This is a genomic window from Streptomyces agglomeratus, assembly GCF_001746415.1.
Classification (GTDB): domain Bacteria; phylum Actinomycetota; class Actinomycetes; order Streptomycetales; family Streptomycetaceae; genus Streptomyces; species Streptomyces agglomeratus.
Window position 1 is genome coordinate 3795574 of sequence record NZ_MEHJ01000001.1, and the last position, 25091, is coordinate 3820664.

The 25091-nt window shown below is 71.5% G+C and carries 21 protein-coding genes and 2 pseudogenes; 7 read left to right on the top strand and 16 right to left on the bottom strand.

What is annotated here, in order from left to right; translation table 11 throughout:
- Positions 1-235: 235 nt before the first annotated feature.
- The 5 genes from AS594_RS16385 to AS594_RS16405 form a co-directional block, all read right to left on the bottom strand.
- The gene (locus tag AS594_RS16385) at positions 236-1294 is read right to left on the bottom strand and encodes an aspartate-semialdehyde dehydrogenase (RefSeq protein WP_069932775.1); all 1059 of its coding nucleotides are present in this window, start codon (positions 1292-1294) and stop codon (positions 236-238) included.
- Positions 1295-1301: 7 nt separating this feature from the next.
- On the bottom strand, positions 1302-2573 hold the full coding sequence (locus tag AS594_RS16390) for an aspartate kinase (protein ID WP_069927752.1): 1272 nt from the start codon (positions 2571-2573) through the stop codon (positions 1302-1304).
- Positions 2574-2782: 209 nt separating this feature from the next.
- Positions 2783-3451 (bottom strand): DUF5063 domain-containing protein, encoded by a 669-nt coding sequence (locus tag AS594_RS16395; RefSeq protein ID WP_069927753.1) that lies wholly within the window; start codon positions 3449-3451, stop codon positions 2783-2785.
- Positions 3444-4043: a recombination mediator RecR gene (gene recR, locus AS594_RS16400; protein WP_069927754.1), complete on the bottom strand. Its 600-nt coding sequence runs from the start codon at positions 4041-4043 to the stop codon at positions 3444-3446. Before recR ends, AS594_RS16395 begins: the two co-directional genes overlap by 8 nt.
- Before the next feature lie 63 nt (positions 4044-4106).
- Entirely contained in the window at positions 4107-4442 is a 336-nt protein-coding gene (locus tag AS594_RS16405) for a YbaB/EbfC family nucleoid-associated protein (protein ID WP_079144563.1), read from the bottom strand.
- A 333-nt stretch (positions 4443-4775) separates the two neighbouring features.
- Between AS594_RS16405 and AS594_RS16410 the strand changes: the two genes are divergently transcribed.
- Complete coding sequence (locus tag AS594_RS16410; protein WP_069927756.1) at positions 4776-5525, top strand: SLATT domain-containing protein; 750 nt, start codon at positions 4776-4778, stop codon at positions 5523-5525.
- A gap of 17 nt (positions 5526-5542) precedes the next feature.
- Here AS594_RS16410 and AS594_RS16415 read toward each other — a convergent pair whose 3' ends face one another.
- From AS594_RS16415 to AS594_RS16430, 4 genes are all read right to left on the bottom strand, one after another.
- Positions 5543-6193 carry a hypothetical protein gene (locus tag AS594_RS16415; protein ID WP_069930555.1) on the bottom strand — a complete coding sequence of 217 codons (651 nt, stop codon included), beginning with the start codon at positions 6191-6193 and terminating at the stop codon, positions 5543-5545.
- 85 nt (positions 6194-6278) lie between these two features.
- The gene (locus AS594_RS16420; protein WP_079148183.1) at positions 6279-8717 is read right to left on the bottom strand and encodes a dolichyl-phosphate beta-glucosyltransferase; all 2439 of its coding nucleotides are present in this window, start codon (positions 8715-8717) and stop codon (positions 6279-6281) included.
- On the bottom strand, positions 8714-9409 hold the full coding sequence (locus tag AS594_RS16425; RefSeq protein WP_069932773.1) for a GntR family transcriptional regulator: 696 nt from the start codon (positions 9407-9409) through the stop codon (positions 8714-8716). The genes AS594_RS16420 and AS594_RS16425 overlap by 4 nt, the downstream gene beginning before the upstream one ends.
- A gap of 119 nt (positions 9410-9528) precedes the next feature.
- Positions 9529-10890 carry an aspartate aminotransferase family protein gene (locus AS594_RS16430; protein ID WP_069932772.1) on the bottom strand — a complete coding sequence of 454 codons (1362 nt, stop codon included), beginning with the start codon at positions 10888-10890 and terminating at the stop codon, positions 9529-9531.
- A gap of 160 nt (positions 10891-11050) precedes the next feature.
- On the opposite strand from AS594_RS16430, the gene AS594_RS16435 reads away from it, so the two are divergent.
- The 3 genes from AS594_RS16435 to AS594_RS16445 all read left to right on the top strand — a co-directional run bounded on the left by AS594_RS16435 (position 11051) and on the right by AS594_RS16445 (position 14031).
- The gene (locus AS594_RS16435) at positions 11051-11650 is read left to right on the top strand and encodes a DJ-1/PfpI family protein (protein WP_069932771.1); all 600 of its coding nucleotides are present in this window, start codon (positions 11051-11053) and stop codon (positions 11648-11650) included.
- On the top strand, positions 11647-12096 hold the full coding sequence (locus tag AS594_RS16440; RefSeq protein ID WP_069927761.1) for a MarR family winged helix-turn-helix transcriptional regulator: 450 nt from the start codon (positions 11647-11649) through the stop codon (positions 12094-12096). Before AS594_RS16435 ends, AS594_RS16440 begins: the two co-directional genes overlap by 4 nt.
- A gap of 81 nt (positions 12097-12177) precedes the next feature.
- Positions 12178-14031: a serine/threonine-protein kinase gene (locus tag AS594_RS16445; RefSeq protein ID WP_069932770.1), complete on the top strand. Its 1854-nt coding sequence runs from the start codon at positions 12178-12180 to the stop codon at positions 14029-14031.
- A 113-nt stretch (positions 14032-14144) separates the two neighbouring features.
- Here the strand turns inward: AS594_RS16445 and AS594_RS16450 are convergent, their stop codons facing one another.
- Entirely contained in the window at positions 14145-15428 is a 1284-nt protein-coding gene (locus AS594_RS16450; RefSeq protein WP_069927763.1) for an adenylosuccinate synthase, read from the bottom strand.
- A gap of 165 nt (positions 15429-15593) precedes the next feature.
- Between AS594_RS16450 and AS594_RS16455 the strand changes: the two genes are divergently transcribed.
- The gene (locus tag AS594_RS16455; protein ID WP_069927764.1) at positions 15594-16409 is read left to right on the top strand and encodes a diacylglycerol kinase family protein; all 816 of its coding nucleotides are present in this window, start codon (positions 15594-15596) and stop codon (positions 16407-16409) included.
- Positions 16410-16462: 53 nt separating this feature from the next.
- Here AS594_RS16455 and AS594_RS16460 read toward each other — a convergent pair whose 3' ends face one another.
- Entirely contained in the window at positions 16463-16981 is a 519-nt protein-coding gene (locus AS594_RS16460; protein WP_069927765.1) for a GbsR/MarR family transcriptional regulator, read from the bottom strand.
- Positions 16982-17072: 91 nt separating this feature from the next.
- Between AS594_RS16460 and AS594_RS16465 the strand changes: the two genes are divergently transcribed.
- Together AS594_RS16465 and AS594_RS16470 are read left to right on the top strand one after the other, a co-directional pair.
- The gene (locus AS594_RS16465) at positions 17073-17969 is read left to right on the top strand and encodes an ABC transporter ATP-binding protein (RefSeq protein WP_069927766.1); all 897 of its coding nucleotides are present in this window, start codon (positions 17073-17075) and stop codon (positions 17967-17969) included.
- A pseudogene (locus AS594_RS16470) lies at positions 17966-19623 on the top strand (ABC transporter permease). Before AS594_RS16465 ends, AS594_RS16470 begins: the two are co-directional and overlap by 4 nt.
- A gap of 70 nt (positions 19624-19693) precedes the next feature.
- Here the strand turns inward: AS594_RS16470 and AS594_RS16475 are convergent.
- The 5 genes and pseudogenes from AS594_RS16475 to AS594_RS16495 form a co-directional block, all read right to left on the bottom strand.
- Positions 19694-20901, bottom strand: a pseudogene (locus tag AS594_RS16475) (cytochrome P450).
- A gap of 69 nt (positions 20902-20970) precedes the next feature.
- A complete protein-coding gene (locus tag AS594_RS16480; RefSeq protein WP_069932767.1) occupies positions 20971-21639 on the bottom strand; it encodes a response regulator in 669 nt (222 codons plus the stop codon).
- Positions 21636-22922 (bottom strand): sensor histidine kinase, encoded by a 1287-nt coding sequence (locus AS594_RS16485; RefSeq protein WP_420877898.1) that lies wholly within the window; start codon positions 22920-22922, stop codon positions 21636-21638. The genes AS594_RS16480 and AS594_RS16485 overlap by 4 nt, the downstream gene beginning before the upstream one ends.
- Positions 22923-23118: 196 nt before the next feature.
- Positions 23119-23994 (bottom strand): NmrA family NAD(P)-binding protein, encoded by an 876-nt coding sequence (locus AS594_RS16490; RefSeq protein WP_069932765.1) that lies wholly within the window; start codon positions 23992-23994, stop codon positions 23119-23121.
- Positions 23995-24080: 86 nt separating this feature from the next.
- Positions 24081-24980 (bottom strand): alpha/beta hydrolase, encoded by a 900-nt coding sequence (locus tag AS594_RS16495; protein WP_069932764.1) that lies wholly within the window; start codon positions 24978-24980, stop codon positions 24081-24083.
- Between the last annotated feature and the right edge of the window lie 111 nt (positions 24981-25091).

A 25091-nucleotide genomic window follows, 5' to 3' on the forward strand; every position in this document is an offset into this window, starting at 1 on the left:
TACGCGCGAGGCACCGTGTTTGACGGTGTGACAAACGCCCGCATGCGCACTCGCCCTCCTGAATGCCCCTTGTGTCGCGACAGTGTGCCGGGGCGACCGCAAAGACGCTCCCCTCCCGACTGCCGGTTGCAGTAAGGCGGGGAGCGAATAATCGAACAGAACAACGCCCCGGTTCAAGTAGTACAGACTTCGACTTACTCACAGAGCGTTCACAGAGTCTACGCAGTGTTCCGGTTCACGCCGTCCTTATTTCGGCGGCCACCAGCTCGGCGATCTGCGCCGTGTTCAGCGCGGAACCCTTGCGGAGATTGTCGCCGCACACGAAGAGTTCGAGCGCGGTGGGGTCGTCCAGCGACCGTCGCACCCGCCCCACCCACGTCGGATCGGTGCCCACGACATCCGCCGGCGTCGGGAACTCCCCCGCGGCCGGATTGTCGAAGAGCACCACACCCGGGGCGGTCGCGAGGATCTCGTGCGCCCGCTCGACCGACACCTCGTTCTCGAAGCGCGCGTGCACGGCCAGCGAGTGCGTCGTGAGCACCGGCACCCGTACACAGGTGACCGACACCGGCAGCCCGGGCCGGTCCAGGATCTTGCGCGACTCGGCGCGGACCTTGAGCTCCTCAGACGACCAGCCGTCGTCCATGAGCGTCCCGGCCCACGGCACCACGTTCAGCGCGATCGGCGCGGCGAAGGGCCCGGTGTCGTCGCCCACCGCCCGCCGTACGTCGCCCGGGTTCGTGCCCAGCTCCGTACCGGCGACGAGCGAGAGCTGGTCGCGCAGCGCGTCGACGCCGGCCCGGCCCTCACCGCTCACCGCCTGGTACGAGGAGACGACGAGCCCGGCCAGGCCGAACTCGGCGTGCAGGGCGCCCACCGCGACGATCATCGAGAGGGTGGTGCAGTTCGGGCTCGACACGATGGAACGCGGCCGGACCCGTACGGCATGCGGATTGACCTCGGGGACGACCAGCGGAACGTCCGGGTCCATCCGGAAGGCGGCGGAGTTGTCCACCACCACCGCGCCCTTGGCGGCGGCGACCGGCGCCCACTGCGCGGCCACCTGGTCGGGTACGTCGAACATCGCGACGTCGACGCCCTCCAGGGCCTCTTCCGACAGCGCCAGGACCTCGGTCTCCACCCCGCGCACGACCAGCTTGCGGCCAGCCGAGCGCGGGGAGGCGAGGAGACGGATCTCGCCCCAGACATCGGCGTGCTGGGAGAGGATCTGGAGCATGACGGCGCCGACGGCTCCGGTCGCTCCGACGACCGCGAGCGTCGGCTTGTCCGTCACGTGCGGGTCACCTTCCGGTGCCGCCGTAGACGACCGCCTCGTCGGAGTCACTGTCGAGGCCGAACGCCGAGTGCACGGCGCGCACGGCCTCGTTGACGTCGTCGGCGCGGGTGACGACCGAGATGCGGATCTCGGACGTCGAGATCAGCTCGATGTTCACACCCGCGTCGGCCAGCGCCTCGAAGAAGCCGGCCGTCACACCCGGGTTGGTCTTCATACCGGCGCCGACCAGGGAGATCTTGCCGATCTGGTCGTCGTAACGGAGCGAGTCGAACCCGATGGCGCTCCGCGTCTTCTCCAGGGCGTCGATGGCCTTGCGGCCCTCGGTCTTGGGAAGGGTGAAGGAGATGTCGGTGAGACCCGTCGACGCGGCCGAGACGTTCTGCACGACCATGTCGATGTTGATCTCGGCGTCCGCGATGGACCGGAAGATCGCCGCGGCCTCGCCCGGCTTGTCCGGCACACCGACGACGGTGACCTTGGCTTCGGAGACGTCGTGGGCGACTCCGGAGATGATGGCGTGCTCCACCTGCTGGTCCCCTTGCGGCTCGTTGCTGACCCAGGTGCCGCGCAGTCCGGAGAAGGACGAGCGGACGTGGATCGGGATGTTGTATCGGCGTGCGTACTCCACGCACCGGTGCAGCAGCACCTTGGAGCCGGAGGCTGCGAGCTCCAGCATGTCCTCGAAGGAGATCCAGTCGATCTTCCGGGCCTTCTTCACGACCCGGGGGTCGGCGGTGAAGACACCGTCCACATCGGTGTAGATCTCACAGACCTCGGCGTCCAGCGCTGCCGCGAGGGCGACCGCGGTCGTGTCCGACCCGCCCCGGCCGAGGGTGGTGATGTCCTTCTTGTCCTGGGACACACCCTGGAAGCCTGCGACGATGGCGATGTTGCCCTCGTCGAGGGCGGTGCGGATCCGGCCCGGCGTGACATCGATGATGCGCGCTTTGTTGTGGACCGAGTCGGTGATGACACCTGCCTGGCTGCCCGTGAACGACTGGGCCTCGTGGCCCAGGTTTTTGATCGCCATGGCCAGCAGGGCCATGGAGATGCGCTCACCCGCTGTCAGCAGCATGTCGAATTCACGGCCGGCAGGGATCGGGGATACCTGCTCGGCGAGATCGATCAACTCGTCCGTCGTGTCGCCCATCGCCGAAACCACGACAACGACCTGGTGGCCGTTCTTCTTGGCATCGACGATTCGCTTGGCGACCCGCTTGATGCCTTCGGCATCGGCAACGGAGGAGCCTCCGTACTTCTGCACGACAAGGCCCACGTGCGCTCCTCGTTAGTCATTACTGCGGTCGGCTCAGTTTACCGAGCGGACCGGGCCCGCCTACGTGGTATCGCATCGTGAGATGTCCCGCTCACGATCCGATCACGCGGCAGCCCTGCCCGCTCGGTGAGGATGCCTGCCCCGGACGACTCGCAGTACGCGGAACGTGGTCCTCCTCACACAGTCTCCTCCCACGGTCGCGGGGGGCGTCAGGTGGCCGTGCGCAGGCCCAGCGGGCCCGCCAGTTCCTCGGCCATGACCTTGCCCGCCTCCAGCTCCAGGTCCTCCTCGCCCAGGTCCTCGTCCGTGTCCAGGCCGTCCAGCTCCTGGAGCGGCTGGTCGAGACGGACGTGCGCCACCAGGGACTGGAGGGCGCGCAGGCAGGCGGAGGCGGTGGAGCCCCAGTTGGAGAAGTACGAGAACTGCCACCACCAGAGGGCTTCGGTGGTGCGGCCCGCCCGGTAGTGGGCCAGGCCGTGGCGCAGGTCGGTGATGACGTCGGCCAGGTCGTCGGAGATGCGGCAGGCGACGGGCGCCTTGCGCGGCTCGTACGGGTCGAAGACCTCGGAGTAGACGTCGATCGGGTCGAGCATGACGGCGAAACGCTGCCGCAGGTCGTCCGGGTCGGGCTCCGGGCCGAGGTCCGGCTCGTACCGCTCGTCGGGAACGATGTCCTCGTGCGCCCCCAGCCGGCCTCCCGCGAGGAGAAGCTGGGACACCTCCAGCAGCAGGAACGGGACAGCGCTGTCCGGCTCGTCGCCCTTGGCCACTTCCGTGACCGCGACGATGAAGCTCTCGATCTGGTCGGCGATCTGGACGGCGAAATCGTCCGGATCCTGCGCGACCGCGTGCAGCAGCTTTGCGTTGGCGTCAGACATCGAGCAATCGTCTCCCCTCGAAGGCACGGCCCAGCGTGACCTCGTCGGCGTACTCAAGATCTCCCCCGACGGGGAGTCCACTGGCCAGGCGTGTCACCCGCAGACCCATGGGTTTGATCATCCGGGCGAGGTAGGTGGCCGTGGCCTCGCCCTCCAGGTTGGGATCGGTGGCCAGGATCAGCTCGGTGACGGCACCGTCCGCGAGCCGCGCGAGCAGCTCACGGATCCGCAGGTCGTCGGGGCCGACGCCCTCGATCGGGCTGATGGCCCCGCCGAGCACGTGGTAGCGGCCGCGGAACTCCCGCGTCCGCTCGACCGCGACGACATCCTTGGGCTCTTCGACGACGCAGATGACCGCCGGGTCGCGGCGGGGATCACGGCAGATCCCGCACCGCTCCTCCTGCGCGACATTGCCGCACACCGCGCAGAAACGGACCTTGTCCTTGACCTCCAGGAGGGCATGGGCGAGGCGGCGTACATCGGTCGGCTCGGCCTGGAGGATGTGGAAGGCGATCCGCTGCGCGCTCTTGGGACCGACGCCGGGCAGCCTGCCCAACTCGTCGATGAGGTCCTGGACCACGCCTTCGTACAACGGATTGCCTTCCTTGCCCTGCCGGTCGTGCCTGATACGTACGGTAGTTGCTGCGGGGCCGCCTTAGAAGGGCAGCCCCGGCATGCCTCCCAGCCCCTGGGCCAGCGGGCCGAGCTTCTCCTGCTGGAGCTGCTGCGCGTTCTCGTTCGCGGCCTGGACGGCGGCGACGATCAGGTCCGCGAGGGTCTCGGTGTCCTCCGGGTCGACCGCCTTGGGGTCGATCACCAGGCCACGGAGCTCTCCGGAGCCGTTGACGGTCGCCCGGACCAGGCCACCGCCGGCCTGTCCGTCGACCTCCGTCGCGGCGAGCTCCTCCTGGGCCCTGGCGAGATCCTGCTGCATCTTCTGGGCCTGCTGAAGCAGCTGCTGCATGTTGGGCTGGCCACCACCGGGAATCACGGTCACTCCTGGCACTTCGACGACGATTGTTTCGGTACGGCGAGCCTACGTGTTCGCCGGGCACCATGCCCATGCCGTACGAGGCGACTCTTTCGGGTGAGACTTGCGGGCTCCTCTACCTGACCACGGCGCGGTTCCGGCCGGAAAAACCGGTATACCGGCTCCACGGCCCACCATTCGGCGGTAGGAAGGCCCTGCGTATGCGTGGTGCGACTTGCGTATCGGTACGCACGCGCGCATCGCACGTCGCATCGCGTCACACCGCGTCACGCACGCCGCACCACTACTTACTCGCAAGGTCACGGACAGAGCGCAAGCGCAGAGGAGTGCCCGGTGAGCCAGCCGGAGATGCAGCCCGAGGGGCCCGCCCGGAAGGAGGGCGGGGGTGCCACCGAGCAGTCGCACGACGAGGACGATCTGACCGGCAGGCCCTTTCCGCTCGGGGACTGGGGCGAGCCCGCGGAGCGTCTCGACGAGCTCTACCGGTGGGTGGAGGCGGGCGCGCTGCACACGGCCGACTGGTACCTCGCCGACCGTGCCCGCAAGCGCCGCGCCGCGCGGGCCCTGCGCACCGGTACGGCCGCCGGCGTGATCGTCGGGGCCGCGCTGCCGCTCGTCGACCTGGCGGGAGCGGTGGACGGCGCGGCGGGGTGGGGATACCTGTCGCTGCTGCTGGGAGGCGCGTGCCTGGCCTGCGACCGGTACTTCGGATTCACGTCGGGGTGGATGCGGGACGTGGCCGCGGCGCAGGCGGTGCAGCGGCGGTTGCAGGCGCTCCAGTTCGACTGGGCGTCGGAGAGCGTACGGGAGATGCTCGGCCCCGCCGAGGGGACGGCCGGTGAGGCGGCCGAGCGCTGCCTGAACGTGCTGCGGCGCTTCTCGGAGGACATCTCGGAGCTGGTGCGGTCGGAGACGGCTGACTGGATGGTGGAGTTCCGGGCGGGCCCGGCGCCGATGGTGATGCAGTCGGCGGGCGGGCCGGGCTCCGCCCGGCCGGACGGCGGAGCGTCGGCCGGGCGGTACACGCTCCCTCCGGGCACCCGGCCGAACATGCCGCGCCAGCGGCCCCCGGAGCCGCGCTGAGGCGCCGGAGCGGACCGCTAACTGAATATGATCATGGAGCCTTGGCCCAGGCTCCTGGTCGCCGCCGCGTGCAGGCCGAGCCAGACGTGACGTTCGCGGGCGAAGGGGTTCTCGTCGTACGGAAGAGCGTCGGCCGGCTCCTCCAGGGTGGTCGGGCGCTCCGGCGGCCGGGGCGCCGACGGCGGGTTCGCCGGGTCGATGCCGATCGCGGGGGCGACGAATTCCAGCTCCCGCAGCAGGCCCTGCGTGGAGCCCAGGGGCCCACCGCCCGCCAGGAGCTCCTCGTTGGACAGGGGCGCCGCGTAGTCCACCGGGACGTACGCGCCGGCGTGGTCGTAGTGCCAGACCAGGTGCGACTGCTGGGCCGTCGACTCGAACATCTCCAGGAGCTGCTCGTAGTCGCCGCCCAGGGCGTCCACCGGGGTCACTTCGAGACCGCACAGCTGAAGCAGGTACGCGCGCCGCAGGAAATGCAGGGCGTCGTAGTCGAAGCCCGCCACGGGGGCGACATCGCCCGAGAGGCCCGGCATGTAGGCGAACACGGGAACGGTCGGCAGGCCCGCGTCGGTGAGGGCCTTGTCGTACGACGCTATCTCTTCGGCGAAGGGATTGTCGGGGCTGTGGCACAGCACATCGACGAGGGGGACCAGCCACAGGTCACAGGCCACGTACGGCTCGCTCTCCACTGGGTTCGTGCGACGGTCCAGGCAGCGTAGTGCCAGCAAGTCGCCGCGGACAGTTGGCGGGTGGGACTCAGTTGTCCCGCCGACCGCTGCCCACGTCCCAGATCCAGGCCCCGCCCACCGGTTTCCCCGGCTCGCCGAGCAGCCGCGTGACCGCGTCGCGCAGCGCCCGGGCGTTGTCCTGCGGCGCCAGGACGACCACGCCCGCCCGCCAGAAGTCCAGGTCGGCGCGGGCCTGCGCCCGCCAGTTGGCGCCGATCACGGGGGTCGCGGCCCCGTACCGGATGTCGCGCAGCAGGTTCGAGGTGTGGCGCGGGGAGGCGCCGTAGATGCCGATGCGGTCCGGGCCCCACGGGCCGTTGAAGTACCCGCCGGGTACGGCGAAATCGGGCGCCGTGGCGGACTGCCAGTGCAGCGCCTCCGCGTTCCCGGGGTCCGGGAGCGGGACGGGGACCACCGATTCGCCCTCGGCGACGTACGACTTCCACGTCCCCTCGGTGATGAAGGCCGGGACCGGGGGCCGCTCCCGCACCGGCATGGGCGTCGGCACGATCGGCAGCAGGGCGAGGGCGACGGCGGTGAGCCCGAGGGTGCGCGACAGGCGGTCGGGAGCGGTGCGCAGGCGGTCGGCCGCGAGCGCCACCAGGATGCCGAGCGCCGGGGCGCAGATCATCGCCACCCGCGACTCGATCACCGACTCGAAGAGCGGCTGGTGGGCGAGCGCCCGCCAGGGGCCCGGCAGGATCACCTCGGTGTACGGGATACGGAACTTGGGCCCGAGGGAGAGCAGCGCCGCCGCCAGGGTGGTGCAGGTGAGCGCCTTGACCAGCGGCAGCCGCCACAGGGCCAGCGCGACGGCGAAGGCGAGTCCCGTCAGCGGCCAGCCGTAGAAGGCGTTCTGCTCGGTGCGGTTCATCGCGAGCGGATCGGCCCGTGCCTCGTCGCCGAGCAGGGCGCGCCCGGAGAACTCCAGGAAGGCGAGCGGGCTGTTGCCGGCTTTGTCGCCGTGCAGGACGCTGTGGTAGCTCTGCGGGCCGAAGAACTGCCAGTACAGCGGGAAGGCGACCAGCGGTACGCACACGGCGGCCGCCACCCCGAGCCCCTTGAGTAGCGGGCGCCACGCCGCACGGGCCGCCTCGCGGTGGGCGAGGGCGTAGAAGAGCGCGAAGAGCAGCATGCCCATGGCGGCGAGGAGGAGCGGCTCCTCGCCGAGGAAGATCTGGTACGTCGCGAACAGCCCCAGCAGGACCCCGTCCCGTACGACTCGCTTCCCCTCGCAGAGCCGCAGCGCCCGGTCGATGATCACCGGGATCATGAAGAGAACGGCGAAGTTCGGATGCGCGTTGGCGTGCGAGATCATCGGCGGCGCGAAGGCGCACAGCGCCGCGCCGGCGGCGGCCGCCCAGCGGCCGCGCGCGACCCGCCTGACGATCAGCCAGTACCAGGCGACGGCGGTCGCGGCCAGGCCGGCCGTCAGGACGAGCGCCCAGGTCGTGGTCGGGCCGAAGGCGAGCGTCACGGGGACGAGGGGCACGGACAGGCCGAGCATGACCGTGTTGGCCATGAGGTTCACGCCGTCCGGGTAGTTCTGCGCGGTGGTGAAGAGCGGGTTGCGCAGCCCGGTGACGTTGTCGGCGGTGACGGCGAAGAACCACTCCCACTGGTTCTGGTCGTGTCCGGAGTCGGCCAGATACCGGTGGTCGAGGTCGGCCCACAGCCCCTTGTAGAGCAGTACGGAGGCCAGCAGGAAAAGGGCGCCGACGGCGAGGTCGGCGCGCCGCACGCGCCGCGCCTTCAGCCGTACGAGCTCGTAGAGCACCTTGCCGTAGTCGGCCGGCCTGACCTTGGAGCCCTCCTGGTGGGCCCACCGCACCGGCACCTCGGCCACCTGCCAGCCCGCCCGCCGGAAGAACTGGAGGATCTCCACGTCTATCCCCCACCCGTCGAGGCGGGCGTCGGCGAAGGCGGCCCGTGCCTTGTCGCCGTCGAAGAGCTTGAAGCCGCACTGGGTGTCCCGTATGCCGGGCACGGCGACGGCCCGTATGAGCCGGTTGCCCATCCGCCCGAGCCACTCGCGCAGGCGCCGCTGGTGTACGTCGATGGACGACTCGGGGTGGGCGCGCGAGCCTATGGCGGCGGCGAGGCCCTCGTCGTCCTGGGAGAGTTCCTTGTCGAGGCGGTCGAGTTCCTCGATGGGGGTGGCCAGGTCCGCGTCCGTGACGAGCACCCGGGCGCCGCGCGAGGCGATGACGCCGCGCCGCAGGGCGTGGCCCTTGCCGCGGTTGCCCGCCTCGTCGGCCTCCACGAGCAGGATGCGCGGCTCGCGGGCGGCGGCCGCCCGTACCGCGTCGGCCGTGCCGTCCGTGGAGCCGTCGTCGACGACGATCAGTTCCCAGCCGCCCCAGCGGCCGGGGTTCGCGTTCAGGTGGGCGCAGATCGCGTCCAGGGTGGGGCCCAGGCGCCGTTCCTCGTTGTAGGCGGGGACGACGACCGTCAGGTCGGCTGTCACTGCTGCGGACGCTCCAGCCGGCCGCTGTCCAGGCGCGCGGCCCACGCCAGCATCTGCGCGTGGAACGCCCCGATGACCGCCCGTACGGCTTCCGCGTCCCCCCGCGTCACCGCGTCCACGACCTGCGAGTGGTCCTGCCACAAGCGGTTCCTGAGCCCCGGGTCGGCGCGCAGGTACGGCACGGAGAAGACCCAGCAGCGCAGCCGCAGTTGGTGCAGGAAACCGGAGATGTGCGGGTTGTCGACGAGGGCGCCGAGCTCGCGCCAGAAGCGCAGGTCGTACCCGATGAAGATGTCCAGGTCCCCGGCGCGCGCGGCCCGCGCGGCCTCGTCGGCCCGGCGGCCGATGGCCAGCAGCACGTCGGCGTGCGCGCCGCTCCAGCCGGCTTCGGCGAGGTTGCGGAAGACGCCGTCGGTGATCAGGGAACGGGCCTCGACCATGGAGCGGAAGTCCGCCACGGAGATCTCGCGGACCCGGAAACCGCGGTGCTGGTCGGAGTCGAGCAGGCTCTGCGCCGCCAGGTCCACGAGTGCTTCCCTGACGGGCGTCGCGGAGACGCCGTACTGGTCGGCGATCTGCTTGACGGTGAATTCCTGGCCCGGCCGCAGACGCCCCGCGAGCACTTCGTCACGCAGCGCGTCGGCTATCTGCTGCCGCAGGGTGTTGCGGGTGACAGGTCCGCTCGCGGGCATGAGGTCTTTCCCCTTCGTATGGCTCCGGACACCTTAGGCGGTGCGGCCGGAAACCTTCCGAAGGATCCCGCGCGGGCGGGACGGGGAGGTCGTCCCCGCCCGCGCGGCCACTGATGCCGTCAGGCCGCGGTGGTGTGCTCGTCCGCCGCCGACAGGGCGATGTCGAGGGCGGCCAGGCCCTCCTTCGCCTCCGCCTCGGTGACGTTGCACGGCGGGACGACGTGCGTGCGGTTCATGTTGATGAAGGGCCACAGTCCGTTCTTCTTGCAGGCCGCTCCGAACGCCGCCATCGGGGCGTTGTCCGCGCCCGAGGCGTTGTACGGGACGAGCGGCTCGCGCGTCTCGCGGTCCTTGACCAGGTCCAGGGCCCAGAACATGCCCGTGCCGCGGATCTCGCCGATGCTCGGGTGTCGCTCCGCCAGCTCGCGCAGACCGGGGGCGATCACCGTCTCGCCGATCAGCGCCGCGTTCTCGACGACGCGCTCCTCCTCCATCACCTGGATGGTGGCGACGGCGGCGGCGCACGCCAGCGGGTGGCCCGAGTACGTGAGACCGCCCGGGTAGGGGCGCTTGTCGAAGGTCTCGGCGATCGCGCCGGAGATCGCGACGCCGCCCAGCGGCACGTAACCGGAATTGACGCCCTTCGCGAAGGTCATCAGGTCCGGTACGACGTCGAAGTGCTCGGCGGCGAACCACTTGCCCGTACGGCCGAAGCCCGCCATGACCTCGTCGAGGACGAAGACGATGCCGTACCGGTCGCAGATCTCGCGCACCCCGGCGAGGTAGCCGGCGGGCGGCGTCATGATGCCCGCCGTGCCGGGGATGGTCTCCAGCACGATCGCGGCGATCGCGGCCGGCCCCTCGAAGGCGATGGTGTCCTCAAGGTGCTGGAGCGCGCGGGCGCACTCCTCGGCCTCGTTCTCGGCGTAGAAGGCCGAGCGGTAGAGGAACGGCGCCCAGAAGTGGACGGTGCCCGAGGTGCCGTTGTCGGAGGCCCAGCGGCGCGGGTCGCCGGTCAGGTTGATCGCGGTGGTGGTGCCTCCGTGGTACGAGCGGTACGCGGCCAGCACCTTGTGGCGGCCCGTGTGCAGACGGGCCATGCGGACGGCGTTCTCGATAGCCTCGGCGCCGCCGTTGGTGAAGAAGATCTTGTCGAGGTCGCCAGGGGTGCGCTCGGCTATGAGGCGTGCGGCCTCGGAGCGCGGCTCGACGGCGAAGGCGGGCGCGAAGGTGGAGAGCTTCGCGGCCTGCTCCTGGATCGCCGCGACGACCTTCGGGTGCTGGTAGCCGATGTTGGTGAAGACGAGGCCGCTGGTGAAGTCGAGGTAGCGGTTGCCCTCGTAGTCCCAGAAGTACGAGCCCTCGGCGCCGGCGACGGCGAGCGGGTCGATCAGGCCCTGGGCGGACCAGGAGTGGAACACGTGCGCGCGGTCTGCGGCCTTCACGGCCGCGCCGGCCCGGGAGTCGACATGAGGGGTCATGGCCCCAGGGTAGGGACGCGCTGGTGGGAGCCGACATGGCCACCTTGTATGGCCTGCGCCACTTTGGTGGGCAGGGTGTCGATGGCACTGCGAGGACATTGACAACAAGCTGTCATGATGACAGCATTCTGCCATAAGGCTTCGACCCGAGGAGAGCGTCATGGCAGGCAAGACCGTGCACCTCGCCGTTTACGACACCTATGCCGACTGGGAGACGGGCCACACCACCGCCTTCCTCGCCCAGAACGGCTACACCGTCAGGACCGTCGCCGCGACCGGCGCACCCGTCACGACCATGGGCGGCGTACGCATCCAGCCGGACCTCACCCTGGACAACGTACGGCCGCGGGACAGCGCGCTGCTCATCCTCACCGGCGCCTCCCTCTGGGACACCTCGGACGACCTGGCGCCCTTCGCCCGCAAGGCGCGCGCGTTCCTCGACGCGGGCGTGCCGGTCGCGGCCATCTGCGGCGCGACGGCCGGTCTGGCCCGCGAGGGACTGCTCGACGACCGCGCACACACCAGCGCCGTCTCCTTCTACCTCGCCGCCACCGGGTACAAGGGCGGCGAGCACTACCGCGACGAGGACGCCGTCACAGACGACGACGGCCTTCTGATCACGGCCGGCCCGACCGAACCCGTCGCGCTCGCCCGCGAGGTCTTCGCCCGCCTCGGTGTGTACGAGGGCGAGAAGCTCGACGCCTGGTACCGGCTGTTCCACGACTCGGACCCGGCCGCCTACGAGGTGCTGGAGTCGTGAGCGGCACCCGTGAGCAGGAGCTGCTGAGCCGTACCGCGCTCGGCACCTTCCGCCTCAACGGCCAGTTCCTCGCCGTCTCCGAGGAACTGGCCCGCCCGGCGGGGCTGACGGCCGCCTGGTGGCAGGTCGTCGGCGCCGTCCTGCGCGAGCCCCTGCCGGTCGCCGGAATCGCCCGCACCATGGGGATCACCCGCCAGAGCGTGCAGCGCATCGCCGACCTGCTCGTGACGAAGGGACTGGCGGAGTATGCCCCGAACCCGGCCCACCGCAGGGCGAAACTCCTGCGCCCCACCCAGGCGGGACGGGACGCCGTACGGAAGATCGAGCCGGGTCACGCGGCGCTGGCCGCCCGGCTGCGGACAGAGCTGGGCGAAGAGGGATTCGCCGAGACCGTACGGGTGCTGGAGCGGCTCTCCGAAGCGCTGGAGCGGGTCGCGGAACCGTAGGGCGCCCAGGCCCGTCGTTGTCGTACCGGCGCATTATCCTCGGGCCACTGGGGGACGTCCCGGGGGAGGGGTGGCGCTGCCATGGACAAACTGGGACCGAGCGACCCGCAACGGATCGGCGCCTACCGGCTGCTGGCCCGGCTCGGCGCGGGCGGGATGGGGCACGTCTATCTGGCCCGCTCCGGCCGTGGCCGTACCGTCGCCGTCAAGCTGGTGCGCGAGGAACTCGCCGAGCAGGAGGAGTTCCGCGCCCGCTTCCGCCAGGAAGTGGCGGCGGCGCGGCGGGTAGGCGGCCAGTGGACGGCGCCGGTGCTGGACGCCGACACGGAAGCGACGGTCCCGTGGGTGGCCACGGGTTATGTCGCGGGCCCGGACCTCCACTCCGTGATCTCCGGCGTCTCCAGCGGCCACGGCCCGCTGCCGGAACGCTCCGTCCACATCCTGGGGGCGGGCCTCGCGCACGCGCTGCGCGACATCCACGCGGCGGGCCTCATCCACCGCGACCTGAAACCGTCCAACATCCTGATCACCATCGACGGCCCGCGCGTCATCGACTTCGGCATCGCGCGCGCCCTGGAGACGGTCACGGACGCGGCCGCCCTGACGAGGACCGGCGCCCTGGTCGGCTCCCCCGGCTTCATGGCGCCGGAACAGGTCCGGGGCGAGCGGATCACACCGGCGTGCGACATCTTCTGTCTGGGTTCGGTACTGGCGTACGCCGCGACGGGCCGCCTCCCCTTCGGCACGGCCGACAGCGGGATCCACGCGCTGATGTACCGCATCGCCACCGAACCGCCGCGGCTGGACGGGACCCCGGAGGGCCTCCAGGACCTGATCCGCTCCTGCCTGCACAAGGACCCGGCGGCGCGCCCCGCCCTCGACGACGTACTGGCGCGCACCCGGTCCGGCGACGGCGGCGATCCCTGGCTCCCGGCCGCCCTGGTGGCCCGGCTCGGGCGCCACGCCGTGGAACTCCTGGAGGTCGAGAACCCGGAGGCGGAGGTGTCCGGGCCGCCCGAGACCCCCGGCCCCGCGGACCAGGGCGCCGGGAGCGGCGGCGCCGTGGCACTCCCCGCAGGGCGTGGAACGCAACCCGCCACAACGACTCACCACCCCGGAGACCCGGCGACCGAGCAGACGCCGCGGCGCGGCAGCGGCCCGGCGGCACCCGGCCCCGCAGCCCCCGGCCCAGCGGCACCTGCCCCCGCTCCGTACGCGACGCCGACGCTGGTGTCGCCGTCCGCCCCGTCCGCCCCGTACATCCCGTACGTCCCGCCGCAGCCGTCACAGCCGCACACGCCCCCCGGCGGCTACGGCTACCCGGCCACCCAGTACGCCTACCAGCCCCCGCTCGCCGAGCCGCCGCCCCGCAGCGGCCGTTCGACCGCCGCGCTGATCGCCGTGGCGCTGATCGTCGCCCTGGGCGCGGGCGGCGCGGTGTACGCCTTCATGAACGCGACGGGCGACCACACGAAGAAGACCACCACACCGCCCGCCCGGCAGCCGGCCAAGCAGACCCCGGCGACCGGTACCGCTTCCCCCGCCACCCCGGCCCCGAGCGCCACCCCGGGCGGCGGCGCCGTACCCACCGGCTACCTCGGCACCTGGAGCGGCAGCCTCGACAGCGACGCGGGCCGCAGCACGCGCAGCCTGGTCATCCAGCAGGGAGACGCCGGCGACACCGTCCTGTCCCTCACGGCCGACGGCCCCACCCAGGGCGGCGGCACGTACCACTGCGTCTTCCAGGCGGACCTGTCCGCCGCCCCCACCGGCGACGGCCCGCTCAGGATCGGCCCGTCCCGGGTGACGGTCGGGGAGCCGATGAGTTCCTGCTCCCCGGGCGCGGCCACCGAGGTGACCCTGCTCCCCGACGGCCGCCTGCGCCGGGTGAACCCGGCCACGGGCGAGTCCCTCACGTACACGAAGTCGGGGTGACGGGGCCGGAGCGGTGCCTGCCGGCCGCAGCGGCTCCGGCGTCGTCCCGGACAGCGCGAAGGGCCGTGGCGTGCGAACACGCCACGGCCCTTCTGCCGCAGGAGCGGCAACCGCTAGATGAACGAGTTGATCTCGATCGTCTCGGTCCGGCCGGGGCCGACACCGATCGCCGAGATCGGCGCGCCCGACATCTCCTCCAGCGCCTTCACGTACGCCTTCGCGTTCTTCGGAAGGTCGTCGAAGGTCTTCGCCTTGGTGATGTCCTCGGACCAGCCCGGAAGCGTCTCGTAGATCGGCTTCGCGTGGTGGAAGTCGGTCTGGCTGTACGGGAGCTCCTCGACGCGCTTGCCGTCGATCTCGTACGCCACGCACACCGGGATCTCCTCCCAGCCGGTCAGCACGTCCAGCTTCGTGAGGAAGAAGTCCGTCAGACCGTTGACCCGCGTCGCGTACCGCGCGATCGGCGCGTCGAACCAGCCGCAGCGACGGTCGCGGCCGGTGGTGACACCGCGCTCGCCGCCGATGCGGCGCAGCGCCTCGCCGTCCTCGTCGAATAGCTCCGTCGGGAACGGACCGGCGCCGACGCGGGTGGTGTACGCCTTGAGAATGCCGATGACCCGGCTGATCTTCGTCGGCCCCACGCCCGTGCCGGTGCAGGCACCGCCGGCGGTCGGGTTCGACGACGTGACGAAGGGGTACGTGCCGTGGTCGACGTCGAGCAGCGTGCCCTGGCCGCCCTCGAACAGGACGACCTTGTCCTCGTCGAGCGCGTTGTTCAGGATCAGCGTCGTGTCGGCGACGTACTGCTTGATGTTCTCGCCGTGCGTCAGCAGCTCTTCGACGATCTGCCCGGCCTCGATCGCGCGGCGGTTGTACAGCTTCGTGAGCAGCTGGTTCTTGATCTCCAGAGCCGCCTCGACCTTTTGAGTCAGGATCGACTCGTCGTAGAGGTCCTGCACGCGGATGCCGGTGCGGTTGATCTTGTCCGCGTACGTCGGGCCGATACCGCGGCCCGTGGTGCCGATCTTGCGCTTGCCGAGGAAGCGCTCCGTCACCTTGTCGACCGTGACGTTGTACGTCGTGATGACGTGGGCGTTGCCGCTGATCAGGAGCTTGGACGTGTCGACGCCTCGCTCGTTCAGACCGCTCAGCTCGGAGAGCAGGACCGACGGGTCGATGACGACGCCGTTACCGATGACCGGCGTGCACTCTGGCGTGAGGATTCCGGAAGGGAGAAGATGCAGCGCGTACTTCTGGTCGCCGACGACAACCGTGTGGCCGGCGTTGTTGCCGCCCTGATAGCGCACTACATAATCAACGGATCCACCGAGCAGGTCGGTGGCCTTTCCCTTGCCTTCGTCACCCCACTGAGCACCGAGCAGCACAAGTGCGGGCACAGGCGTACACCCCTTCCGGGCGGGGCATGTCCAAGGTCAGGGGGCGTACGTAGGGCGTACACCCGATACTGAGCCGTCGGACCGGTTGCCCCGGAATAGACGAAGCCCCTGGCGCAATAGCGCAAGGGGCTCTTGCACAAAGATGCTACCCGAGGAAGGACCGAGGTGTCGGCTCCAGAGCCCGCCGTGAACACCGCGCACCCGTTGCTGGTGGTCATCGACCCGGTCGCCCGCCGTTCGGACGGCGAGTCCGTACGCATCGCCAAGGACGTGCTGTGCGCCGGCGCCAACGTCAGGGTCTGCCTCCCGGAGGGGCCCGAGGAGTTCGCGCGGGCCCTGGCCCGCCGGGGCAGCCGCCGCCCCGTGGTCGTCGGCGACGACCGGGCGCTGCTGCGCGCGGTGGCCCTGCTGCACCGGGAGAGGGAGCTGGGCGCGGGTGCGCTGGCGCTGATCCCGGTGGGGGCGTCCGTGGACATCGCGCAGGCGCTGGGCGTGCCCATAGGGGCGGTGGCGGCGGCACGCGCGGTCCTGGAGGGCAGGGCACGGCGGCTGGACCTGCTGGTGGACGACAGTGACGGGGTGGTGCTGGGCGACCTGCGCATCCCGGCCGCCCCGTCCCCGAAGGCCGCCGCCGCGTCCCTGTGGGGTACGTGCCGTTCGCTGGTACGGACGCTGGTGCGGCCGGCGCCGCCTTCCGCCCCGCACCCGGTCCGTACGTACCGGCTGCGCGTCGAGGCGGACGGGGTGCTGCTGAACGACCTGGACCGGCCGGTGGAGGACGTGTCGGTGTGCTCGCGCGCCGGGCGCGCCGAGGTGGTGATCCGGCCCCGGGGCGGCGAGCACGTGCGGGTGGAGGCGCTGGCCGTGACGGTCTCCGGCCCGGACTTCCGGTACCGGGCGGACGCGCTGGTGGCGGGCCCGGTCCGGACGAGGACCTGGACGGTGCGGCCGGGGGCGTGGTCGCTGACGCTGCCGGCCTGACGGCTGGCTGACGGCTGGCTGACGGCTGACGGTCGCGGCTCGCGGCCGGGCGTTCAGGAGCGGTCCTGCGGGGTGCCCCGGTGCTCCTTCCAGCGCTCCAGCAGTTGCAGCAGTTCCTTCTGGAGGAACTCGAAGAACTCCGCCGTCTCGGCCGCCCGAGCGCCCGCCGGCGTGAATGGGCCCAGCATCTGCGCGCCGTCCCGCAGAACCTTCTCCCAGCGGCTGAGGACCTGGTCGCGGCGGGTGAAGGTCTCGTACCAGAGCTCGTTGTGCAGGACATAACGGTCGCGCCGGGTGCCGGGGTCCCGCTGCCTGCTGACCATGTTGGCCTGAGTGAGGTACCGGACGGCGCCCGAGACCGCGGCCGGGCTGATCCGGAGCTGCTCGGCGAGCTCCGCCGAGGTCATGCTGGCGTTCGGCGACGCGAGCAGCGCCGCGAAGACGCGGGACGCCATGCGCTGCATGCCCGCCTCGGTCATTTCCGACGCGAACCGCTCCACGAACCGCGACACCGCCTCTTCGTCCGGACCCGCCACCTCCAGGTCCGTCGCGGACGTGTTCTCGCTGCTCATCGGCTCATCGCCTCCTCTGGTCGACCGTACCCCCGAGTTTATCCACTTTGTGAACTTCACAACTTTGTGAAATTAACGTACGTTCTAAACCATGACGAAGGCAATCACCGTGGCCGGACTGCACAAGTCGTTCGGCCAGACGCACGCACTGGACGGCCTCGACCTCGACGTCGAGACCGGCGAGGTGCACGGCTTCCTGGGCCCCAACGGCGCGGGGAAGTCCACCACCATCCGGATCCTCCTGGGCCTGCTGCGCGCCGACTCCGGCGCCGTCCGGCTGCTCGGCCAGAACCCGTGGAACGACGCCGTCGAGCTGCACCGGCGCCTCGCCTACGTCCCCGGCGATGTCGAACTGTGGCCCACCCTCACCGGCGGCGAGTCCATCGACCTGCTCTCGCGGCTGCGCGGGGGCCTCGACAAGAAGCGCAGGGACGACCTCGTCGAACGCTTCGACCTGGACCCGACCAAGAAGGGCCGGGCCTACTCCAAGGGCAACCGGCAGAAGGTCGCCATCGTCGCCGCGCTCGCCTCCGACGCGGAGCTGCTGCTGCTCGACGAGCCGACCGCCGGCCTCGACCCGCTCATGGAGGTCGTCTTCCAGGACGTCATCTCCGAGGCGAAGGCCGCGGGCAAGACCGTGCTGCTCTCCAGCCACATCCTCGCCCAGGTGGAAAAGCTCTGCGACCGCGTCAGCATCATCCGCCAGGGCCGGACCGTGCAGTCCGGCACGCTCAGCGAGATGCGGCACCTGACCCGCACGACGATCGAGGCGGAGACCGAGCGGCCGGCCACCGGGATCGACGCACTGCCCGGCGTGCACGATGTGCGGACCGACAGCGGCCGGGTGCGGTTCGCGGTGGACGGCGCCCAGCTCGACGGCGCCGTGCGCAAGCTGACCGAGTTCGGCATCCGCAGCCTGGTGAGCCACCCGCCCACCCTCGAAGAGCTCATGCTGCGTCACTACGGGGCCGACGGTGAGGTCCGATGACCACCGCCACCGCCACCAGGACGCCCGCACCCACGGGCTCCGTCGCCGGAGGCAACGCGCTGGCCGGAACGGGCACACTGATCCGATTCAACCTGCGCCGGGACCGGGTGCGGCTCCCCGTGTGGATCGTCGCCCTCTTACTGGGAACGCTCGGCACAGCCAACAATTACAAGACGCTGTACTCGGACCCGGCCGACCGCGCCTCCCTGATCAAGACCATGGACAGCCCGGGCGGCCTCGCCATGTCCGGCCCGCCCCACTACGTGTCCGACTACAACGTCGGCGCGATCCTGGGCCACCAGATGCTCGGCTTCACGGCCGTGATGGTCGCGCTGATGAGCGTACTGATCATCACCCGGCACACCCGCACCGAGGAGGAGACGGGCCGCGCCGAGCTGGTGCGCTCCACCGTCGTCGGACGCCACGCGCAGCTGACCGCCGCACTGACGGTGGCGGTGATCGTCAACCTCGTACTGGCCCTGCTCATGGCCTTCGGCCTGGCCGGCGCGGGACCGATGGCATCGACACGAGCGGCTCGCTGCTGTACGGCTTCGCGCACGCGGCCGTGGGCATCGTCTTCGCCGCCGTCGCCATGATCACCGTGCAGTTCACCGCGCACAGCCGCGGAGCCTCCGGCATGGCCCTCGCCGCCCTGGGCGTCGCGTACGTCCTGCGCGCCGCCGGTGACCCGAGCAGCAGCGGCGCGCTGTCGTGGCTGTCGCCGATCGGCTGGGCGCAGCGCACGTACGTCTACGTCGACAACCGCTGGTGGCCGCTTCTGCTCTGCCTGGCGCTCGCCGTCGCCTGCGCGGCCGCGGGGTTCGTACTCTCCACCCGACGGGACGTGGGCGCGGGCCTGCGCGCCGCACGGCTCGGCAGTCCGGAGGCGTCCGAGTCCCTCAGCCGGCCGTTCGGCTTCGCGCTGCGGCTGCACCGCTCCACGCTGGCCGGCTTCGCCATCGGCCTGTTCCTCATGAGCGCGATGTACGGGTCGATCCTCGGCAACGCCGAGGAGACGCTCAAGAACATCGACCCGATCCAGGAGGCCCTGGAGGAGATCGGCGGCGCCTCGATGGCCGAGTCCTTCGCCTCGATGATCATGGTGATCATCGCGCTCGTCGCCGGCGTGTACGTCGTGATGGCGTCGCTGCGGCCCCGGGCGGAGGAGAACGCGGGCCGCGCGGAGCCGCTGCTGGCGACCGGTCTGTCCCGCCGGAGCTGGGTCGGCAGCCACCTGGTCGTGGCCATGACGGGCGGCACGGCGGTGCTGCTCCTGTCCGGGATCGGACTGGGCCTCGCCGGCGCGGCCTCGGCGTCCGACGGCTCCCTGTTCCTCAAACTGGTGGGCGCGGCGCTCGCCTACGCGCCGGCCCTGTGGGTCACCGCCGGGATCGCGGTCGTGCTCTTCGGCTGGTTCCCGCGCGCGAGTGCGGCGGCGTGGATCGTGCCGGTGTACGGGTTCGTCGTGGGGTACCTGGGCGAGCTGCTCCAGTTCCCGGACTGGCTGAACCTCGTCTCGCCCTTCGGTCACGTGCCGCAGCTGCCGGCGGCCGAGATGGAATGGACGCCGATGGCGGTCCTCACCCTGGTAGCGGCCGGGCTGGTGTGGCTGGGCCTGGAGGGCTTCCGCCGCCGGGACCTGGAGACGAAGTAACCCGCGGGAGGCGGGACACGAAGCACCGCGCGACGCCCGGACCCGAGCGAGGTCCGGGCGCCGCGCCGTCTCAGACCTCCACCAGCAGCTCCCCGAGACCCCGGATGACGAAGCCCGGGCGCCAGCGCGGCTCCGCGACGAGGCGCATCGCGGGCGCGCGGCGGAGCAGCTCGCCGAACGAAGCCGCCAGTTCGAGGCGGGCCAGCGGCGCGCCCAGGCAGTAGTGGATGCCCGCGCCGAACGAGACGTGCGGATTTTCGGCGCGGGCCAGATTCAGCGTCTCGGGACGGCCGAACACCGCCGGGTCACGGTTCGCGGAGCCGAACAGCAGCGCCACCTCCGAGCCGCGCGGGACGACCACCCCGCCGACCTCGATGTCGTCGAGCACCCACCGTTCGAAGAGCTGGAGCGGAGTGTCGTACCGCATCAACTCCTCCACGGCCGTGGGGAGAAGACCGTGATCGGCCCGCAGCGCCGCCAGCTGCTCCGGGTGGCGCAGCAGCGTGCACCAGCCGTTGGCCGTCGTGTTCACCGTCGCCTCGTGCCCGGCGTTCAGCAGCAGCACGCACGTGGAGACCATCTCCTGCTCGCTGAGCCGGTCGCCGCCCTCCTCGTGCGCGGCGATCAGCGCGGAGATCAGGTCGCGGGCCGGGTCCTTGCGGCGTACGGCGATCAACTCCCGCAGGTACGCGGAGAACTCGACCGAGGCCCGGACCGCGCGCCGCGCCGTCTCCTCCGGCGGATTCAGCTCGTACATCCCGCAGATGTCGGCCGACCAGGGCCGCAGCAGTCCGCGGTCCGCTTCCGGGATGCCGAGCATCTCCGCGATGACGGCGACCGGGAGCGGTTCGGCGACCTCGGACAGCAGATCCCCGCCGCCCCGCGCGACGAACGCCTCCACCAGCTCCGCCGCCAGCCGTCGCACCGTCGGCGCGAGCTGTTCGACCGTACGCGGGTGAACGCCTTGGAGACCAGCCGCCGGATGCGCGTGTGGTCCGGGGCTTCGAGGTCCAGCATCCCGCTGTCGTTGAGGACGTGGAACGGTTCGTGCCCGGGGGGCGGCGGCGTACGGCCGAACTCCTCGTGCGTGAAGCGGTGCAGGTACGTACGGCCGAGGCGGCGGTCGCGCAGCAGGGCGGAAACATCGGCGTGGTGCGGGATCAGCCACTGCCGCGTGGGCTCGTACCAGTGGGCGCGGCCACGGGCGCGCAGCTCGGCGTAGGCGGGGTACGGGTCGGCCACGAAGGAGGGCGACCAGGGATCGAACGTCTCTGCCATGGGGAGACGTTAGCGCCACGGGGAGGCGTCGGCGCGGGTGCTTCCCGCGTTCCTCCGCCTCCGGTCCCGCTACCCCGGTGTCACCAGCCGCGCCTCGTACGCGAACACCGCCGCCTGTGTGCGGTCGCGCAGACCCAGCTTCACCAGCACCCGGCTCACATGCGTCTTGATCGTGGACTCGGCCACCACCAGGTGCGCGGCGATCTCCGCGTTCGACAGTCCCTGGGCGATCAGCACCAGCACCTCCGTCTCGCGCTCCGTCAGGTCCCCGATCTGTGCGAGGGCGGGCGGCCGGGGGGCCTCGGACAGCTTGGAGAACTCCGAGATCAGGCGCTTGGTGACGGTCGGGGCCAGCAGCGCCTCCCCGGACGCCACCACCCGGACGCCGTCCGCGAGCTGCCGCGCCGAGGCGTCCTTCAGCAGGAAGCCCGAGGCACCGGCCCGCAGCGCCTGGTACACGTACTCGTCCAGGTCGAACGTCGTCAGGACCAGCACCTTCGCGTCCGCGTCGGCGGCGACGATCTCGCGCGTCGCCTCGATTCCGTTCAGCTCCGGCATGCGGATGTCCATCAGTACGACGTCCGGCCGCAGCGCCGCGACCTGCGCGATCGCCTCGCGCCCGTTGACCGCCTCGCCGACGACCTCGATCTCCGGCATCGCGTTCAGCAGGACCGTGAAACCCTCGCGGACCATGATCTGGTCGTCGACGATCAGGACGCGGATGTTCCCGGCGCTCACGCGGCCGGCTCCGGTGCCACCACGGGCGCGGCGGGCGCCACAGGTATGAACGCGGACACCTCGTAACCGCCGTCCTCCGTCGCCTCGGCCGTCATCTCGCCGTTCAGCATCGACACCCGCTCCCGCATCCCCGTGATGCCGTGCCCCGCCCCCGGCGACGGCTTGACCAGGCCCTGCGGCGCGGTGTTCACGATCCGCAGGCCCAGACCGCCGAGCACGTACGACACCTCCACCTTCGCCGTCGCACCCGGCGCGTGGCGCAGCGCGTTGCTCAGTGCCTCCTGGATGATCCGGTACGCCGAGAGCTCGACGCCCTGCGGCAGGTCGCGCACCGAACCGGTCACCGTCTTGTCCGCCGTCAGGCCCGCGTCCCGCACGTTCGACAGCAGCCCGTCCAGTTCCGCCAGCGTCGGCTGGGGCGCGTCCGGGGCCTCGTGGTCCTCCGCCCGTACGACGCCGAGGACCCGCCGCAGCTCGGTCAGCGCGGCCACCGCGTTCTCGCGGATCGTCACGAACGCCTGCTCCAGCTCCGGCGGTGGGTTCTCCACCCGGTACGGGGCGGCCTCCGCCTGGATCGCGACCACCGACATGTGGTGCGCGACCACGTCGTGCAGCTCGCGGGCGATCGTCGTGCGCTCCTCCAGCAGCGTGCGCCGGTCGCGCTCGACGGCGGTGACGGTCCGCTGCACGGTCACCTCCTCCTTCGCCTCCCGGCGGATGTGCAGCACGGTGACGACGAGCAGCGCGAAGAGAGACAGGAAGGCCATCGCCGCGGTGTCGTCCGCCCCGCCGTAGTTGTTGGTGGACAGCATGAGCCCGAAGACCAGCGTCAGGACCCACATCCAGCCGGCCGTGCGCGGCCTGGTCCTGGCCGCCACCACGACCATCACCACGAGGTGTCCGACAAAGGCGCTCTCGATCCACGGGTACGTGGCTCCGAAGCCGCCGCTCGCCAGGCCGGCGGACAACAGCGTGGCCACGAGCGACAGCCACCACGCCAGGACCGGCCGGAACAGCGTCAGGGCCACCGGGACGGCCGACACGCCGCCGAGCAGCAGCAGGGTCGCCCCGGAGAACCAGCCGCTCGCCCCCACCGTCGTCGCCACCAGCACGGTCAGCAGGGCGCAGCCGAGCACCACCGCGTGGGGCGCCCAAGCCGCGTACTCCCTCAAGCGGGCCGGGAGCTTGCGGAGGTAGGCACCGTCCGTTCGCATCCGCGGCAGCGGGCGGTAGGCCAGCGTCCCCTCGACGAGGTCTTCGCGGAGGCCGCTCAGCGCCCCCATGGCCAGGCGCAGCTCAGGGCTGCGGTTCTCGGTTTCGGTCACGTACCCAACGGTAGGCGCCGGGGCGGGCGCGGTCGTCAGCCCCGATGGGGATCCTCCCGCGTCCGTCCCAGGTACTACGCCTGCCCACCGCACGTCGCCTCTCCTCGGACCCGCGCCCCTTTCGGACCGGCGCGGGCCTCGGAACCGCCCCGCCTCAGACCCGCGCCGGGACGATGTCCGCGTCCCCCTCACCGGAGTCGTCCGCCCGCTCCGCCCGGAACGCGTCCGCGTGCTCCGCCGCCCACTGGGCGAAGGTACGCGCCGGGCGCCCGGTGACCCGCTCGACCGTGTCCACGACGGTCCGTCCCACCTCCGGGGTGTTCCCGTACACGTCCAGCATGAACTCCACGGTCTCTTGGTCCATCCCCGCGCCGCGCCACCGCTCGGCCGCCTGTCCGGCGCTCAGCTCGGTCAGCGCGATCTCCCGCCCGCGCGCCGCCGCCAGGGTCCGGACCTTGTCGCGCACGGTCAGCGTCTCGGGTCCGGTCAGCGTGTACGTGCGCCCCGCGTGCCCGTCCTCGGTCAGCGCCACCGCGGCGACCGCGCCGATGTCGGCCTCGTGGACCATCGCGCTCAGCCGGTCGACGAAGGGCTCCGCGACGCTGTCCGCCGTACGGACTCCCTCGGCCCACTCCAGCGCGTTCGCCATGAACTCGACCGGCATCACCAGCGTCCAGCCCACGTCCCCCGCCTCCACCGCCTCCTGGAGCGGACTCGGCCCGCCGCCGTTGAGGACCGTGATGCGCTGTACGCCCGCCTTCGCCGCCAGCGCGACGATCTCACGGCCGGTGGTCAGCGGCTCGAAGTACGCGCCCCCGAAAGTGATCAGATGCAGTCCGGTGACGCCCTCCAGCGCGGGGATCAGCGTCCCCGGGTCGGTCAGGTCTCCGCGTACGGTCTCGACCCCGGCCGGGAAGTCCGCCTTCGCCGGGTCACGGGTCAGCGCCCGCACCCGCTCGCCCCTGCGGACCAGCTCGGCCACCACCCGGCGGCCGACGGTCCCTGTCGCTCCGGTCACGAGAATTGTCATTACGGGCTCCCTCGGGTCGGCTTGTGCCACCACCGTAGGAACCCTTGCGGACAGGCAGGGTCCGCGATCGCGAGCCGCGCACGGCCTCAGTAGGCGAGCTGTTCGATCTCCTCCGCGACCACCGCGCAGGCGTCCGCCGCCGGGTCGATCAGCGGGAAGTGCCCGACGTCCTCCAGCAGGGTCAGCCAGACCGGCTCCCCCGCCTTCGCGGCCGCTTCGGTGTACGCCTCCGCGACCGCCTGCGGTACGACGATGTCCGTACGGCCCTGCACGAGGACGGTGGCGATACCGGTCGGCAGCAGCGCGGCCGGATCGGCGTACGGCCTGCGCTCGTCGAAGTGCTCCTTGCCGCCGAGGAGCTGGACGGCCGCGTCCGCGCACACGCCCAGTTCGCAGGCGGCGCCGAAGTCCGCGATCGGCGCCAGCGCCACGACACCGCGCAGGGCGGGCGCCACCGGCAGGTGCCACGGCGAATCGGGGGTCAGTACGTGCCGGGCGGCCGCCCACAGTGCCAGGTGGCCGCCGGCCGAGTGACCCGTGACGACGATCCGCCGCGTGTCCGCGCCGGGCAGCGCCTCCCGTACGAGAGCGGGCAGCAGGTCCATCGCCGCCGCCACGTCGTCGAACGTGTCCGGCCAGCGCCCCGCGACCGGCTCGGTCCCCGCATCGGACTGCTGCGGAAGCGCGCCGCCGGGGCCGCCGGGTTCGCCGCCCCGCCGGTACTCGACGCTGGCGACGGCGAAGCCCCGGCGCGCCAGGAAGTCCGCGAACGGCGAGATGTGCTGCCGGTCGTACGGTGCCCGCCAGGCGCCGCCGTGCAGGACGACGACCAGCGGGGCCCGGTCCCGGCCGTCGCGCGGTGCGTAGAAGTCGACCACCTGGTCGGGGTGTTCGCCGTACGCCGCAGTGGCGTCGGGGGCGACGGCCGGGTGAGAGAAGGCCGACTCCGCCTCGACGGCGTCCCGTTCGGCTGAGGGGTCCGGCATGCGGGGACCAACCCTTCGGTACGTACAGCCAATTGATCTAGCGGTCGGGACGCTACCAGCCACCGGGCCTGCGCCGATGCCAGGTCCCGCCCCGCCGCCGGACCCGGGAGC